Origin of the sequence: Nocardioides flavescens, from assembly GCF_009823805.1 — a bacterium.
Lineage (GTDB): Bacteria > Actinomycetota > Actinomycetes > Propionibacteriales > Nocardioidaceae > Nocardioides > Nocardioides flavescens.
The window spans coordinates 54,309-70,068 of record NZ_WUEK01000004.1 but is presented as its reverse complement, the minus strand read 5'-3'; the positions used below and the strand labels follow the sequence as shown (position 1 = coordinate 70,068).

The following is a 15,760-nucleotide window of genomic DNA, read 5'->3' as shown; positions in this document are numbered from 1 at the left end:
CCGAGACAGGACTTCGTCCTTCCCGACCACCGGGCGCGGTGGTTGAGGAGGCCGGCTGCGGCCGTCTCGACACCACGCTGACCGACCGTGGTTTCGAGACAGGACTTCGTCCTTCCCCAACCACCGGGCGCGGTGGTTGAGGAGGCCGGCTACGGCCGTCTCGAAACCACCCCCCGGGACGCCGACGACCCCGGCAGCCAGGGGCTGCCGGGGTCGCGGGGTGGAGCAGGTGGTGCTGGGTCGAGCGGAGGAGGTCAGTGACCGTGCCCGTGGCCGTGACCGGCCGCGGCGGGCTCCTCCTCCTCGGGCTTGTCGACGATCAGCGTCTCGGTCGTGAGCAGCATGGCCGCGATCGAGGTGGCGTTGATCAGCGCGGAGCGGGTGACCTTGACCGGGTCGAGGACGCCCTGGGCGACCAGGTCGCCGTACTCCTCGGTGGCCGCGTTGTAGCCCTGGCCGATGCCGAGCTCGCGGACCTTGGAGGTGACGACGTAGCCGTTGACTCCGCCGTTCTCGGCGATCCAGCGCAGCGGCTCGTCGGCGGCCTTGCGCACGACGCGCACGCCGACGGCCTCGTCGCCCGACAGGCCGAGGTCCTTGTCGAGGACGGAGACCGCGTGGATCAGCGCCGAGCCACCGCCGGGGACGATGCCCTCCTCGATGGCCGCGCGGGTCGCCGAGACGGCGTCCTCGATGCGGTGCTTCTTCTCCTTGAGCTCGACCTCGGTGGCCGCGCCGACCTTGATGACGCAGACGCCGCCGGCCAGCTTGGCCAGGCGCTCCTGCAGCTTCTCGCGGTCCCAGTCGGAGTCGCTGGCCTCGATCTCGGCCTTGATCTGGTTGACGCGACCCTCGACCTCGGCGGCGTCACCGGCGCCGTCGACGATCGTGGTGTTGTCCTTGGTGATCACGACGCGACGGGCCTGACCGAGCACCTCGAGGCCGACCTGGTCGAGCTTGAGCCCGATCTCGGGGGCCACGACCTGACCGCCGGTCAGGGTCGCGATGTCCTGCATCATCGCCTTGCGGCGGTCGCCGAAGGCCGGGCTCTTGACCGCGGCGGCGTTGAAGGTGCCACGGATCTTGTTGACGACCAGGGTCGACAGCGCCTCGCCGTCGACGTCCTCGGCCAGGATGAACAGCGGCTTGCCGCTCTGCATGACCTTCTCGAGCAGCGGGAGCAGCTCGGAGACCGAGGAGATCTTGCCCTGGTGCAGGAGGATGTAGGGGTCGTCGAGGACCGTCTCCATGCGCTCGGTGTCGGTCACGAAGTACGCCGAGATGTAGCCCTTGTCGAACTGCATGCCCTCGGTGAACTCGAGCTCGGTGCCCATGGTGTTGGACTCCTCGACCGTGATCACGCCGTCCTTGCCGACCTTGTCGAAGGCCTCGGCGAGCAGCTCGCCGATGTGGGCGTCGCGGCTGGAGATCGTGGCGACAGAGGACATGTCCTCCTTCGACTCGACCTCGCGGGCCGACTCGAGCAGCGCGTCGGACACGGCCTGTGCGGCCTGGTCCATGCCGCGCTTGAGGCCCATCGGGTTCACGCCGGCGGCGACGGCCTTGAGGCCCTCGTGGACCATGGCCTGCGCCAGCACGGTCGCGGTGGTGGTGCCGTCACCCGCGACGTCGTTGGTCTTGGTGGCGACCTCCTTCGTCAGCTGGGCGCCGAGGTTCTCGAACGGGTCGTCGAGCTCGACCTCACGGGCGACGGTCACACCGTCGTTGGTGATGGTCGGCGCGCCCCACTTCTTGTCGAGGACGACGTAGCGGCCCTTGGGGCCGAGGGTCACCTTGACGGTGTTCGCGAGGACGTCGACCCCGCGCTCGAGCGCACGACGAGCGTTCTCGTCGAACTGGAGGATCTTGGGCATTGCTCTCCTTCAGGAAGGCACATCAGGTGTTGCACATGGGTCTTGCACAGACGAGGTCTTGCGCAGAAAAGACCGCGGGCCGCACAGCCGTGGCGTTCGCACGCCGTCCGGCCGCGCGACCCGCGGGAAGGATCTGGTCGATCAGGAGACGACGGCGAGCACGTCGCGCGCCGAGAGGATGAGGAACTCCTCGCCGGAGTACTTGACCTCGGTGCCGCCGTACTTGCTGTAGATCACCTTGTCGCCGACGGCGACGTCGAGGGGGACGCGGTTGCCGTTGTCGTCGATGCGACCCGGACCGATCGCCACGACCTCGCCCTCCTGGGGCTTCTCCTTGGCGGTGTCCGGGATGACCAGGCCGGAAGCCGTGGTCTGCTCGGCCTCGAGGGGCTTGACGACGAGGCGGTCCTCGAGGGGCTTGATGTTGACCGACACGATGTCGACCTCCACTTTCGTGCTGCGTAGTCAGCTGATCTGGCGGGTGGTGGAACTGAAGTCCATTGGCACACTCACACCGAGAGTGCCAACCACGAAACTAGCACTCCCCGGCGACGAGTGCCAGAGCGGGTGGCGGGCTGACAGGATCGGCGGGTGGACGTCGACGCGGTGCTCTGGCTGCAGACCGACGCGGGACGTCGGGTGCTCGCGGTCGCGACCGAGGTGGGCGCCGAGGAGCCCGACCCCCTGCGAGCGCACGCGCGGCTGTCCCGGGCGGCCGGGGACGTGTCCGCGGCCCACCTCTCGGCCGCGCTCACCCAGGCGACGCTGCGCGCCAGGGCGGTCGAGAAGTTCGGTGACGACGCGGCGCTGATGCTGTTCACGCCCGACGGTCTGGAGCAGGCGACGCGGGCGCCGGTGGCGGCCCACCGCGCGGCCCGCCTGGCGGCGTTCTCGGCGCAGACCGTGGTCGACCTCGGCTGCGGCGTCGGCGGCGACCTCGTGGCCTTCGCCCGTGCGGGACTGACCGCGGCCGGCGTCGACCTCGACCCGGTCCGCGTGGAGGTCGCCCGCGCCAACCTCGCCGCTCTCGGCCTGCCCGGCGCGGTCTCGGTGGCCGACGCGACCGCGGTGGACGCGTCGCCGTTCGACGTGGCGTTCGCCGACCCGGCCCGGCGTACGGCGCGCGGACGGACGTTCTCGCCCGACGACTGGACGCCGCCCTGGCCCTTCGTCCTCGGACTGCTCGCCCGCGACGCCTGCGTCAAGACCGCCCCCGGCATCCCGCACGACGTCGTGCCCGAGGGGGTCGAGGCCGAGTGGGTCAGCGACCGCGGCGACGTCAAGGAGGCCGTGCTGTGGGGCGGACGGCTCGCGACCACCGCGCGCCGCGCCACCGTCATCGGGGACGGTGGCCTCGCGACGCTGACCGACGAGGACGACCCCGGCGCTGACGCGGTCGGGGTGGTCCCGCTCGGACGCTGCCTCTACGAGCCCGACGGCGCGGTGATCCGCGCGGGCCTCGTGACCGCGGTGGCCGCCGGCGTCGCCGGCGGGCTGGTCGACCCCAAGATCGCCTACGTGACGAGCGACCAGGCGTTCCGCACTCCCTTCGCCCGCGGCTACGAGGTGCTCGAGGTGCTCCCCCACCGCGAGAAGCAGCTGCGCGCCGCACTCCACGAGCGCGGCGTCGGTCGCCTGACGATCAAGAAGCGCGGCGTCGACGTCGTCCCCGAGCAGCTGCGCAAGCGGCTCGCCCTGTCGGGTGACCAGGAGGCGACGATCGTGCTGACCCGCCTCGACGGCCGCGGCACCTGCCTGCTCGTCCGCCCGTTCTGACGCCGACCCGGCGCAGAGTGCTGCTGCCCGTACGCCGACCCGGCGCAGATTGCCGTTCGCACGCCGCCGACCCGGCGCACTCTGCTACTCGAACAACGCCGACCCAGCGCACTCTGCTACTCGAACAACGCCGGCCCAGCGCACTCTGCTACTCGAACGACGCCGACCCAGCGCGAGGTGACAGCCTTCGCGCCGGGTCGGCGTACCTCCGACAGCACTACGCGCCGGGTCGGCGTACCTCCGACAGCACTACGCGCCGGGTCGGCGTACCTCTGACAGCACTTCACGCCGGGTCGGCGTACATTTGACAGCACTTCGCGCCGGGTCGGCGGTCACCAGTCGGCGGAGGCCGCCTTCTCCGCGCCGATGGTGGTGTCGTCACCGTGGCCGGTGTGGACGACGGTCTCCTCGGGCAGCACGAACAGCCGCTCCCGGATCGACGCCTCGAGCAGCGGACGGTCGGAGTACGAGCGCCCGGTCGCCCCGGGCCCACCGTTGAACAACGTGTCGCCGGTGAAGACGCAGCCGAGCTCGGAGGAGTGGAAGCAGGTGCTGCCCGGCGCGTGGCCGGGGGTGTGCAGCGCGGTCAGCGAGACGGCCTCGTCCCCCTCCCCCACGGTGATCGACCAGCCGTCGGGCAGGTCGAGGTCCCAGAGGTTGCCGTCCTCGTCCTGCGGGTGGGCGTACTCCCACAGCGGCCGGTCGGCCGGGTTGAGGAAGATCGGCGCCACGACCGCCTCGCGCAGCGCCGGCGCGATCTTGCAGTGGTCGTCGTGGGCGTGGGTCAGGAGGATCGCCTTGACCTTCCGCTCGCCGACGACCGAGGAGATGGCCTCCACCGAGTGCGGCGCGTCGATGACGACGCACTCGGTGTCGTCGCCGACGACCCAGATGTTGTTCTCGACCTCGTGGACCTCGCCGTCGAGCGAGAACGTGCCCGACGCGGTCGCGTGGTCGACGCGTACGGCGCCGCTCACAGCACGACGACCGAGCGGAGCACGTCGCCCTGGTGCATCTTGTCGAACGCCGCCTCGACGTCCTCGATGCCGATCTCCTCGGTCACGAAGGCGTCGAGGTCGAGGCGACCCTGGCGGTAGAGGTCGACGAGCATCGGGAAGTCGCGGTCGGGCAGGCAGTCGCCGTACCAGCTGGACTTGAGCGCGCCGCCGCGGCCGAAGACGTCGATGAGCGGGAGCTCGGGGACCTTCATGTCCGGCGTCGGGACACCGACCAGGACGACGGTGCCGGCGAGGTCGCGGGCGTAGAACGCCTGCTTCCAGGTCTCGGGGCGACCGACGGCCTCGACCACCACGTCGGCGCCGTCGGCGCCCTCGTAGGTCTCGGCGCAGATGCGCTTGATCTCCTCGACCGGGTCGGCCTGCGAGGAGTCGACCGTGTGCGTCGCGCCGAGGGCCTTGGCGGCCTCGAGCTTCTTGGGGTCGATGTCCACGGCGATGATCGGCGAGGCGCCCGCCAGGGCCGAGCCCGCGACCGCGGCGACGCCGACACCCCCGCAGCCGATGACGGCGACGGACTTGCCGCGGCCGACGGCGCCGGTGTTGATCGCTGCGCCGATGCCGGCCATCACGCCGCAGCCGAGCAGGCCGACGGCGGCCGGGCGGGCCGCGGGGTCGACCTTGGTGCACTGGCCCGCGGCGACGAGGGTCTTCTCGGCGAAGGCGCCGATGCCGAGCGCCGGGGAGAGCTCGGTGCCGTCCTCGAGCGTCATCTTCTGCGTGGCGTTGTGGGTGTTGAAGCAGTACTGCAGGTCACCGCGCTTGCAGGCGCGGCACTCGCCGCACACGGCGCGCCAGTTGAGGATCACGAAGTCACCGGGGGCCACCGCGGTCACGTCGGGGCCGACTGCCTCGACGACGCCAGCGGCCTCGTGACCGAGCAGGAAGGGGAACTCGTCGTTGATCCCACCCTCGCGGTAGTGAAGGTCGGTGTGGCAGACCCCGCAGGCCTGCACCTGCACGACGGCCTCGCCCGGACCGGGGTCGGGCACGTTGATCGTGACGAGCTCGACGGGCTCGCCCTTGGCCTTCGCGACGACTGCTTTGACCTGCTGCACGGTGGATCCCTCTTCCTGGTGCGGTGCGGACTGCGGGGCGGACTGCTCACCCGAACCTACCGAGCGACGCCGACGCGCCTCAGACCAGGACGTCGGTGACCGGCAGGCTGCTGTCGGCGGGGATGTCGAGCCCCGAGGCGGGTCGCCCGCGGCGCACCATCTCGGAGCCGAGCGCGGCGACCATCGCGCCGTTGTCGGTGCACAGGCCGGGGCGCGGCACCCGCACCCGGATGCCCAGGTCGCCGGCCCGCTGCTCGGCCATCGCCCGCAGCCGGGAGTTGGCGGCGACGCCGCCGCCGATGAGCAGGTGGTCGATGCCCTCGCTGGCCGCCGCATCGAGCGCCTTGCGCACCAGGACGTCGCAGACCGCCTCCTGGAAGCTCGCCGCGACGTCGGCGACCGGCACCGGCTCACCGGCAGCCTCGCGCGCCTCGACCCAGCGGGCGACCGCGGTCTTGAGTCCGGAGAAGGAGAAGTCGAAGCGGTGGCGCTCGAGGTCGCGGCGGCTGGTGAGCCCGCGCGGGAAGTCGATGCTGACGCTGCTGCCGGACGCCGCCGCGCGGTCGATGTGGGGTCCGCCGGGGAACGGCAGCCCGAGCAGGCGCGCGACCTTGTCGAAGGCCTCGCCGGCGGCGTCGTCGATGGTGGCGCCGAGCGGCGTCACGTCGCCGGTGACGTCGCCGACCCGCAGCAGCGAGGAGTGGCCGCCCGAGACGAGCAGCGCCAGGCACGGGTCGGGCAGCGCGCCGTGCTCGAGCTGGTCGACCGCGACGTGGGCCGCGAGGTGGTTGACGCCGTAGAGCGGCTTGCCCAGGCCGATCGCGAGCGCCTTGGCCGCGGCGACGCCGACGAGCAGCGCCCCGGCCAGTCCGGGGCCGCTCGTGACCGCGATCGCGTCGACGTCGCGCAGCGCGATCCCGGCGGTGTCGCAGGCGCGCTCGACCGTCGGCACCATCGCCTCGAGGTGGGCCCGGCTGGCGACCTCCGGCACGACGCCGCCGAAGCGGGCGTGCTCCTCGACGCTGCTCGCGACGGCGTCCGCGAGCAGGGTGTGCCCGCGCACGATCCCGACGCCGGTCTCGTCGCAGGAGGTCTCGATGCCGAGCACGAGGGGCTCGTCGGTCACAGTCACGTCAGCTCCATCACGATCGCGGTCGATCCGTCACGGTAGTAGCGCGGCCGGCGCGCGAGCTCGACGAACCCGCGGGCGGCGTAGAAGGCTCGGGCGCCGTCGTTGTCCTCGCGCACCTCGAGCAGCACCCGCTCGCCCGGCAATGCCAGCACCGCCTCGAGCAGCGCGCTCGCGACGCCCGTACGCCGGTGCGAGGGCGCCACCGCGATCCGCTGCAGCTCCACCAGGTCGTCGACGACGCTGGCGACCGCGTGCCCGACGACCGTGGTCTCTCCACGGCTGTCTCCCTGGCTGTCGTCTTCGGCGACGAGGTAGTGCACGGTCGGCAGGGCGCCGCGCACCCCCTCGGCGACGAGGCCGGCCGACCACGCGTCGGCCCCGAGGTTGTGCAGCTCGGAGTCGGCGATCGCGTCGACGTCGGCCTCGGTCGCGGGGCGGACGACGGCGGAGCGGAGGGTCACGACACCTTCTTCGGCGTGCCGGGGGCCACCGCGTCGGGACGGCGGAGGTAGAGCGGCTCGGGATCGCGCAGCTCGGCGCGCTCCTCGGCGATCACCCGGGCGAGCCACCCTGCGCTCGGCCGGGTCGGCCCGACCGCGTCGGGGAACGCCTCGGGGTAGAGCACCGCCCCTTCCCCCACGACCGGCAGCCCGGCCGCGAGCCCGGCGGCCAGCTCGGCGGGCCGGTCGACCACGGGGCCGTCGAGGCGCACGCCGTCCGCGTCGTACGTCGCGAGGTAGACCTCCTTGCGCCGCGCGTCGGTCGCGACCGCGAACGGCCCGGCCACCGCACCGGAGTCGGCGGCCTCGACGGCGAGGACGTCGAGCGTGCAGACGCCGTAGACCGGGATCTCGAGCGCGTAGGCCAGGGTGCGGGCGGTGACCAGACCGACCCGCAGGCCGGTGAACGGCCCCGGGCCGACGCCGACACCGATCGCGGTGAGGTCCTGGCGCACCAGCCCCTGCTCGCGCAGCGCGGTGTCGACGAGCGGCGCGAGCTGCTCGCCGTGGCGCATGGGCAGCTCGGAGACCAGCTCGCGCACGACCTCGTCGCCGTCGTGCAGGGCCACGGTCACCAGCGGCGTGGCGGTGTCGAAGGTCAGCAGCACGGGTCCTCCATCTCGGCGTCCAACTCAGCCCAGCCCGTCGAACGAGAACGCGTGCCAGCGCGGCCCGACGGGGGTCAGCTCGACGCGGCGCGGGTCGAGCTCGTCGTCCTCGCCGACCTCCTCGGAGCGCACGATCCGCACCTCGAGGCGCGAGTCGGCGAGCCCCTCGGCCAGTCCTTCGCCCCACTCCACGACGGTGACGGCCTGGTCGAGGGAGGTGTCGAGATCGAGGTCGTCGAGCTCGGCGACGCCACCGATGCGGTAGGCGTCGACGTGCACGAGCGGCGGGCCGCCGATCTCGCTGGGGTGCACCCGAGCGATGACGAACGTCGGCGAGGTGACGGCACCGCGCACCCCGAGCCCGGCGCCGAGTCCCTGGGTGAACGTCGTCTTGCCGGCGCCCAGCGAGCCGGTCAGCACGAGCAGGTCGCCGGCCGCGAGCTGGCCGGCGATCGAGCGGCCGAGGCCGCGCATGGCCTCGGCGTCGGGGGCCTGGAAGACCGCGGTGCGCAGGGGCCGGCGCAGCTCGACGTGGGGGTGGCGCCGGTCGATCTCGCGGAACCCCTGGTGCTGCCAGAACCGCAGCGACCCGGGCAGCTCGGCGCGCGCCACGACCGTCAGGTCGTCGAACCCCTGCTCGGCGGTCCGGGTGACCTCGACGGCGGCGTCGATGAGCGCGGTGGAGATGCCGTGGCCCTGGTGGCCCGGCACGACCCCGAAGCGCCGCAGGTACATCGTGCTGCCGACCGGGTCGAGGACCAGGGCGCCGACGGGGGCGCCGTCGAGCCGCGCCAGCAGCCCGCCGTACGCCGCGAGCCGGGCGGCCAGGGCCTCGCGCGTCTCGCTGAGCGCGTCGGCCGGCGGGTCGAGCGGCGGGCGCGCCTCGAACGCCGCGTGCACGACGGCGTGGACCTCGTCGACGGCCTCCGGGCCGACCCGGGTGACCTCGACGCTGCGATCGGTGCTCATGCGACCACCCGCTCGCGGGCGGCGTCGAGCAGCGCCTCGAGCGCCGCGTCGACGTCGGCGTGGCGCTCGAGGAGCACCATGTGCCCGGCGCCTTCGCACTCGAGGAGCTCGGAGCCGTGGATGCGGGCGTGGAGCTTGCGGCTGTGACCGATCGAGGTGAGCCGGTCGTCGGTGCCGCAGATGATCGTGGTCGGCACCCGCGAGAGCACCTCGACGGCGTCGAACTTGTCGAGGCTCTCGAAGCTCGGGAAGAACGCCGCGACCGTCTCGAACGAGGTTGCAGAGAGCATCTCGTCGACGAACTCGACGTAGCCCGCGGGCACGTCGTCGCCGAAGGCGAAGAGGTCGGTGGCCACCATGGCGACGGACCGGCCGGCGCGGCGCACGCCGTCGACCACCCTGTGGCCGCGCGCCAGGGCGCGGATGGCACGTCCGGTCAGCTCGCCGCCGAGGCGTGCGGGCACGAGCGGCAGCAGCACCCGGCTGGGGTCGAGCCCGCCCGCCGTGGTCGAGAGCAGGCCGACGCCGACGATGCGCTCGCCGACCAGCTCGGGGTGCTGCTCGGTGAACGCGATGATCGTCATGCCGCCCATCGAGTGGCCGACCAGCACCACGGGGCCCTCGGGCACGACCGCGTCGAGCACGGCGAGCAGGTCGCGGCCGAGCTGGTCGATGGTGGCGTGCTCGGAGTCGGTGCGCCCGGAGCGGCCGTGGGAGCGCTGGTCCCAGAACACCGTGCGCACCCGGCCACGCAGGGCGGCCCGCTGGAAGTGCCAGCAGTCGAGGTCGAGCGCGTAGCCGTGGCAGAAGACGACGGTCAGGTCGCCGGGCTGCTGCGCGCGATCGGGCTCGTCGACCTCGACGTGCAGCGGCACCCCGTCGTCGGCGACGACCGTCAGGGGCTCGGCGCGCAGCGAGCCGAACGGCGTGCTGTCACCGGGGCGACCGCTGATCGCGCGGCGCTGGCGGCGCACGCCGACCACGGCGGCGCCGGCGGCCAGACCGGTCGCGCCTGCCGCGGCGCCGATGATGCGGCCTCGCAGGCTCATGCGGGGTCCTCCGTCTGCGAGCTGGTGGGCTTGTCGGGTGGGGCGTGGACGTCGGAGTCGACGTGGCGGCGCACCATGCGTCCGCCGATGCGGCTCACGATCTCGTAGCTGATCGTCTCGCACGCCTCGGCCCAGTCCTGCGCGGTGGGCTCGCCTCGGTCGCCCGGACCGAACAGCACCGCCTCGGCGCCAGCGCTGAGGTCGTCGTCGAGGTCTTCATCGAGGTCGCCGAGGTCGCCGAGGTCGACCACGAGCTGGTCCATGCAGACCCGGCCGCGCACGGGGCGTCGCGCGCCGGCGACCCACACCTCGGCCCGGTTGCCGGCGATCCGCGGCACTCCGTCGGCGTACCCCACCGGCACGAGGCCGAGGGTGGTGGCCCGCTCGGCGGTCCAGGTGTGGCCGTAGGAGACCGACGCGCCCGCCTCGACCCGCTTGGTGAGCGCGAGGGAGGCGCGTGCGGTCATGGCGGGGCGGAGCCCGAGCGGCGGGGTCACGCCGGGGGCGGGGTCGAGACCGTAGGACGCGATGCCGCAGCGGACGAGGTCGTAGCGCGCCTGCGGGCGCAGCAGCGCGGCCGCGGAGTTGGCGAGGTGGCGCACCTCGGGCCGCAGTCCGGCGGCCTCGACCACGGCGAGGGCCTCGTCGAAGACCCGCTGCTGCTCGTCGTTGGCCGCCTCGTCGGGCTCGTCGCTGCGTGCGAGGTGCGACCAGACCCCGGTGACGGTGAGCTCACCGGCCTCCTGCCCGCGACGCGCCCGCTCGACCAGTGCGGGCCAGTCGGCGGGCAGCGCGCCGCCGCGGGACAGACCGGTGTCGACCTTGAGCTGCACCCGGGCGCCGGGCACCCGGGCGGCGGCGATGCGGTCGAGCTCCTCGGTCGTGTACGCCGTCACGTCGACCCCCGCGGCCAGCGCCGGACCCGGATCGTCGGAGGGCACCGTGAGCCAGCAGAGCAGCGGACCCGTGTCACCGCCGGCGCGGAGGGCGAGCGCCTCGTCGAGGGTCGCGACGCCGAGCCACGCGGCCCCGCCCTCACGGGCGGCGCGGGCCGACTCGAGCAGACCGTGGCCGTAGCCGTCGGCCTTCACGACCGTCATGACCGGCGTGCCCGTGACCTCGCCGAGCCGGCGGACGTTGTGCCGGATGGCCGCGACGTCGACGACGATCTCGGCCCGCACGGAGGGTGATTCTTCCATCCGTCAGTGCGCGGCGAGCAGGCGCCGCACGACTCCCGGGACCGCGGGTCCGACCTGGCCCGCCACGAGCGGGCCCCCGCTGGACGCCTCGGTCGCCGCGGCGCCGTGGAGCCAGGCACCCACCGAGGCGGCGTCGTACGCCGGCAGCCCGGCCGCGAGCAACGACCCGATCAGCCCGCCGAGCACGTCGCCTGCGCCCGCGGTCGCGAGCCACGGCGTGCCGGTGGTGTTGACGCGCACGGCTCCGTCGGGGCGGGCCACCAGCGTGCGGCGGCCCTTGAGCAGCACGACGCAGTCGTAGCGGCGAGCGGCCAGGCGGGCGAAGTGCAGCGGCCGCGCCTCGACGTCCGCCCGCTCCTCGTCGAGCATCGCGGCGAGCTCGCCCGCGTGCGGGGTGAGCACGGCGAGCTCCTGCCCCTCGTGGACGTGCTTCAGCGCGTCGGCGTCGGCCAGCACCGGCACGCCGTCCTCGAGCGCGGCGGCGAGCTCGTCGCCGGCGCGTTCCCCGCCTCCGGAGCCGACGACCCACGCCTGGACGCGACCGGCGCCGACGACCTCGGGGTGCTGGGCCCGGACCGTCGTGGCGACCTCGTCCTCCCCGACGTAGCGCACCATCCCGGCCAGGCCGCTGCTCGCCCCGGAGACGGAGAGGAGGGCGGCGCCGGGGTACTCCGCGCTCCCGGCCCGCACCCCCACCACCCCGCGCGCGTACTTCTGGCTCTCCCCCGCCGGCCGTGGCAGCCGGGCCGCGACGTCGGCCGGCTGCAGCGCCTCGACCGCGGCGTCCGGGAGCTCGAGGCCGATGTCGACCAGGTGCACCGCGCCAGCCGCCGCGGCCACGGGGTCGACGAGGTGGCAGACCTTGTGGGCGCCGAAGGTGACCGTCAGGTCGGCCTCCACGTGCGGCTCGGAGGCCTCGCCGGTGTCGACGTCGACCCCGCTCGGGGTGTCGACCGCGACGAGCGGGATGCCGTGCAGCAGCGCGAGCGCCGCGCGCGCCTCGTCGCGCAGGCCGGGGCGGCCCCCGATGCCGACGATCGCGTCGAGCACCACCTCGGGTCGCCTCCGCGGTCCGTCGACGAACACGCCACCGGCCTCCCGCAGCGCCCGGGCTCCCGCCTCGTGCGCGTGCGTCCCCAGCACCCACGCCTCGACGTGCGCCCCGCGCCGCACGAGCCGCGCCCCGGCGTACAACGCGTCGCCGCCGTTGTCGCCCGAGCCGACGAGCAGCAGCACCCGGCGGCCGTACGTCGACCCGAGCAGCTCGGCCACCGCTCCCGCCAGCCCGGCCGCCGCCCGCTGCATCAGCGTCCCCTCCGGCAGCCGCGCCATCAGCGCCGCCTCCGCCGCTCGGACCTGCTCCACGCTGTGCGCTCGGATCACGCCCTCCACGCTAGGCCGTCGTCCTCGCTGCCCACGCCGACAGGCCCCACCGCGCGTCAACCCCACCCAGACCGTTCTCCACAGATCTCGGTACGCCGTTGCCGGGGCGGGACACCCGGACGAGGCTCGTGGCGCTCGACGCACACCACTCGGGAGGTCACGATGCGAGGACGGGTCCGCGCTGCTCTGGCGGCGCTCATCACGGCGGCGACACTGACGGCGACGGCGTGCGGTCAGGACGGCGAGCAGACCGTACGGGCGCCGAGCCCGACGGCCGAGGCGCCCGCGGCGGCGCGCGCGGTCGAGGCCGAGCAGCCGGCCGCGGCGCCACCCGTCGACGCCGACTACGACGACCTCGTCGCGGCCTTGCCCGACGTCGCAGAGCTCGCGCCCTGGCACCTCCACACCCGGTGCGTGGTCCGCACGTTCGACTGCGCACGAGGGCAGGACGAGAGGAGCGCCTCCGTGACCTTCGAGGGGCGCGACTCCGTCGACATCCCCGAGAGCGTGTGGATCCGCGCGCGGAGGTTCGAGTCCGAGCGTGCCGCGCGGCGGTGGCTGCACGAGTTCCAGAGCGACCTGACGAGCGATGTCCGGGGCCGCATCAGCTTCGAGCCGAGTGAGCCCGATGACCGCGGCGACTACCGCCCGGGCATCCGCGGGCGAGGAGGGATCGTCGAGAGCCGAGTCGACGGCTGGACCGGTCTCCGAGCCAGCGCCCGGATCCGGTACGAGCGCCGCGACCAACGGGTCACTGCGCCCGTCCGCTACGTCGAGATCGTGCTCCGGCGAGGCCGCTACGTCGCACAGGTCAACGTCAAGATGCTGACCCCACCGCTCGAGGAGCCGGCGTCGGCGCTCGCCCAGCGGCTGGTGACCGAGGTCGTCGACCACCTCGAAGGTCGCAGCACCACGTGAGCGCTCGAGGACACGGACTAGCCCTCGACGACCACCATCGCCGAGGCGATGCCGGCGTCGTGCGACAGCGACAGGTGCACGTGGGTGACCCCGAGCTCGTCGGCCCGGGCCCGCACGGTGCCGCGCAGCTCGAGCAGCGGGCGACCGGACGACTCGTTCACCACCTCGGCGTCGTGCCAGAGCAGGCCACCGGGGGCGCCGAGCGCCTTGGCGATCGCCTCCTTGGCCGCGAAGCGGGCCGCCAGCGACGCCAGAGGCCGCGAGGCCTCGGCCGCGGTGAAGAGCCGCGCCGACAGTCCGGGCGTCCGCTCGAGGGACACGCCGAAGCGGTCGATGTCGACCACGTCGATGCCGATGCCGAGGACGGGCACCTACTCGACCGTGACCGACTTGGCGAGGTTGCGCGGCTGGTCGACGTCGTGACCGAGCACGGTCGCGAGCTCGCAGGCGAACAGCTGCAGCGGCACCACCGCGAGCAGCGGCTGGAGCAGCACCGGCACCCGCGGCAGCCGCACCACGTGGTCGGCGTACGGCGCCACGCGCTCGTCGCCCTCCTCCGCGAGGCAGATCGCCTTGGCGCCGCGGGCGCGCACCTCCTGGATGCCGCTCAGCATCTTGTCGTGCAGCTGGTCGCGCCCCTGCGGAGGCACGACGCACAGCACCGGCAGGCCCTCCTCGATCAGCGCGATCGGACCGTGCTTGAGCTCGCCGGCGGCGAACCCCTCGGCGTGCAGGTAGGCGAGCTCCTTGAGCTTGAGCGCGCCCTCCAGCGCGACCGGGTAGCCCGCGTGGCGCCCGAGGAAGAGGATCGAGCGGGCCCCGGTGTGCTGACGGGCCAGCTCGTAGATCGCGGGCGCGTCGTCGAGCACCTGCTGCAGCTGGGCCGGGACCGCCTCGAGCTGGTTGACGATCTGGGTGATCTCGTCGCCGTAGCGGGTGCCCTTGACCTGGGCGAGGTAGAGCGCGAGGAGGTAGCAGGCCACCAGCTGCGTCACGAAGCCCTTGGTCGAGGCGACGGCGATCTCGGGACCGGCGTGGGTGTAGATGACGGCGTCGGACTCGCGCGGGATGGTCGAGCCGTTGGTGTTGCAGATCGCCAGCACCTTGGAGCGCTGCCCGCGGGCGTGGCGGATGGCCTGGAGGGTGTCGGCGGTCTCGCCGGACTGGCTGATCGCGACGACGAGGGTGGAGTAGTCGAGGATCGGGTCGCGGTAGCGGAACTCCGAGGCCAGCTCGACCTCGACGGGCACGCGCGTCCAGTGCTCGATGGCGTACTTCGCGACCATGCCGGCGTAGAACGACGTCCCGGCCGCGATGATGATGATCTTGTCGATGTCGCGCAGCTCCTGGTCCGAGAGGCGCATCTCGTCGAGCATCAGCCGGCCGGTCGCGTCGCGACGACCGAGCAGGGCGTCGGCGACGGCGCGGGGCTGCTCGAAGATCTCCTTGCGCATGAACCAGTCGTGGCCCTCCTTCTCCGCCGCGGAGAGGTCCCAGTCGACGTGGTAGGCCTTGCCCTCGGACGGCGCGCCGGAGAAGTCGGAGACCTCGACGGCGTCGCGGGTGATGGTCACGACCTGGTCTTGGCCGAGCTCGAGCGCGTCGCGGGTGTGCTCGATGAACGCCGCGACGTCGGAGCCGAGGAAGTTCTCACCGTCGCCCAGCCCGACGACCAGCGGGCTGTTGCGACGTGCCGCGACGACCCGCTCGGGGTCGTGCGCGTCGACGGCGACGAGAGTGAAGGCACCCTCGAGCTGACGACAGGTGCGCTGCATCGCCTCGGTGAGGGTGCCGGGACCGGCGGCGAGCTCGCGCTCGAGCACGTGGCTGACGACTTCGGTGTCGGTCTCGGAGGCGAGCACCAGCCCGTCGGCCTCGAGCACTGCGCGCAGCTCGGCGAAGTTCTCGATGATGCCGTTGTGCACGAGCGCGACCCGCCCCTCGGTGCCGAGGTGGGGGTGGGCGTTGACGTCGTTGGGCGCGCCGTGGGTGGCCCAGCGGGTGTGGCCGACCCCCGTGGTCGCTGGCGGCAGCGGGCTCTCGGCGAGCACCTTCTCGAGATTGGCGAGCTTGCCGGACTTCTTCGCCCAGGCGATCCGTCCGCTGTCACCCGCACCGCCCGCGGTGTCGACCAGGCCGATCCCGGCCGAGTCGTAGCCGCGGTACTCCATGCGCCGGAGCCCGGCGAGCACGACCTGCTCGGCCTGCTTCGGACCGACGTATCCCACGATGCCGCACATGGGGCCCGACTCTACCGACGCGCCGGCCCGTGACGGGG

The 15,760-nt window shown here is 73.4% G+C and carries 15 protein-coding genes; 2 read left to right on the top strand and 13 right to left on the bottom strand.

Going from position 1 to position 15,760, the window contains the following annotated elements:
* Positions 1-254 precede the first annotated feature (254 nt).
* On the bottom strand, positions 255-1,874 hold the full coding sequence (gene groL / locus GRQ65_RS07415; protein WP_160876782.1) for a chaperonin GroEL: 1,620 nt from the start codon (positions 1,872-1,874) through the stop codon (positions 255-257).
* 141 nt (positions 1,875-2,015) lie between these two features.
* On the bottom strand, positions 2,016-2,309 hold the full coding sequence (gene groES, locus GRQ65_RS07410; protein ID WP_160877309.1) for a co-chaperone GroES: 294 nt from the start codon (positions 2,307-2,309) through the stop codon (positions 2,016-2,018).
* Positions 2,310-2,465: 156 nt separating this feature from the next.
* Here groES and GRQ65_RS07405 point away from each other — a divergent pair, with 156 nt between their 5' ends.
* Positions 2,466-3,650 (top strand): THUMP-like domain-containing protein, encoded by a 1,185-nt coding sequence (locus GRQ65_RS07405; RefSeq protein ID WP_160876780.1) that lies wholly within the window; start codon positions 2,466-2,468, stop codon positions 3,648-3,650.
* A gap of 332 nt (positions 3,651-3,982) precedes the next feature.
* On the opposite strand, the gene GRQ65_RS07400 is transcribed toward GRQ65_RS07405, so the two are convergent.
* The 9 genes from GRQ65_RS07400 to GRQ65_RS07360 form a co-directional block, all read right to left on the bottom strand.
* On the bottom strand, positions 3,983-4,627 hold the full coding sequence (locus GRQ65_RS07400; protein ID WP_160876778.1) for an MBL fold metallo-hydrolase: 645 nt from the start codon (positions 4,625-4,627) through the stop codon (positions 3,983-3,985).
* Positions 4,624-5,724: an S-(hydroxymethyl)mycothiol dehydrogenase gene (locus tag GRQ65_RS07395; RefSeq protein WP_160876776.1), complete on the bottom strand. Its 1,101-nt coding sequence runs from the start codon at positions 5,722-5,724 to the stop codon at positions 4,624-4,626. The genes GRQ65_RS07400 and GRQ65_RS07395 overlap by 4 nt, the downstream gene beginning before the upstream one ends.
* Before the next feature lie 79 nt (positions 5,725-5,803).
* The gene (gene tsaD, locus GRQ65_RS07390) at positions 5,804-6,850 is read right to left on the bottom strand and encodes a tRNA (adenosine(37)-N6)-threonylcarbamoyltransferase complex transferase subunit TsaD (RefSeq protein WP_160877307.1); all 1,047 of its coding nucleotides are present in this window, start codon (positions 6,848-6,850) and stop codon (positions 5,804-5,806) included.
* A gap of 2 nt (positions 6,851-6,852) precedes the next feature.
* Positions 6,853-7,317 carry a GNAT family N-acetyltransferase gene (locus GRQ65_RS07385; RefSeq protein WP_160876774.1) on the bottom strand — a complete coding sequence of 155 codons (465 nt, stop codon included), beginning with the start codon at positions 7,315-7,317 and terminating at the stop codon, positions 6,853-6,855.
* Positions 7,314-7,964 carry a tRNA (adenosine(37)-N6)-threonylcarbamoyltransferase complex dimerization subunit type 1 TsaB gene (tsaB, locus tag GRQ65_RS07380; protein ID WP_160876772.1) on the bottom strand — a complete coding sequence of 217 codons (651 nt, stop codon included), beginning with the start codon at positions 7,962-7,964 and terminating at the stop codon, positions 7,314-7,316. The genes GRQ65_RS07385 and tsaB overlap by 4 nt, the downstream gene beginning before the upstream one ends.
* Before the next feature lie 24 nt (positions 7,965-7,988).
* A complete protein-coding gene (tsaE, locus tag GRQ65_RS07375; RefSeq protein WP_160876770.1) occupies positions 7,989-8,933 on the bottom strand; it encodes a tRNA (adenosine(37)-N6)-threonylcarbamoyltransferase complex ATPase subunit type 1 TsaE in 945 nt (314 codons plus the stop codon).
* A complete protein-coding gene (locus GRQ65_RS07370) occupies positions 8,930-9,982 on the bottom strand; it encodes an alpha/beta fold hydrolase (RefSeq protein WP_160876768.1) in 1,053 nt (350 codons plus the stop codon). The genes tsaE and GRQ65_RS07370 overlap by 4 nt, the downstream gene beginning before the upstream one ends.
* Entirely contained in the window at positions 9,979-11,163 is a 1,185-nt protein-coding gene (gene alr, locus GRQ65_RS07365; RefSeq protein WP_439331849.1) for an alanine racemase, read from the bottom strand. Before alr ends, GRQ65_RS07370 begins: the two co-directional genes overlap by 4 nt.
* A 21-nt stretch (positions 11,164-11,184) precedes the next feature.
* Complete coding sequence (locus GRQ65_RS07360; RefSeq protein ID WP_160876764.1) at positions 11,185-12,564, bottom strand: NAD(P)H-hydrate dehydratase; 1,380 nt, start codon at positions 12,562-12,564, stop codon at positions 11,185-11,187.
* Between the two features lie 162 nt (positions 12,565-12,726).
* Between GRQ65_RS07360 and GRQ65_RS07355 the strand changes: the two genes are divergently transcribed.
* Positions 12,727-13,482 (top strand): hypothetical protein, encoded by a 756-nt coding sequence (locus tag GRQ65_RS07355; protein WP_160876762.1) that lies wholly within the window; start codon positions 12,727-12,729, stop codon positions 13,480-13,482.
* Between the two features lie 17 nt (positions 13,483-13,499).
* Here the strand turns inward: GRQ65_RS07355 and GRQ65_RS07350 are convergent, their stop codons facing one another.
* Together GRQ65_RS07350 and glmS are read right to left on the bottom strand one after the other, a co-directional pair.
* A complete protein-coding gene (locus GRQ65_RS07350) occupies positions 13,500-13,853 on the bottom strand; it encodes a holo-ACP synthase (RefSeq protein ID WP_160876760.1) in 354 nt (117 codons plus the stop codon).
* Entirely contained in the window at positions 13,854-15,722 is a 1,869-nt protein-coding gene (gene glmS / locus GRQ65_RS07345) for a glutamine--fructose-6-phosphate transaminase (isomerizing) (protein WP_160876758.1), read from the bottom strand.
* Positions 15,723-15,760: the final 38 nt, after the last annotated feature.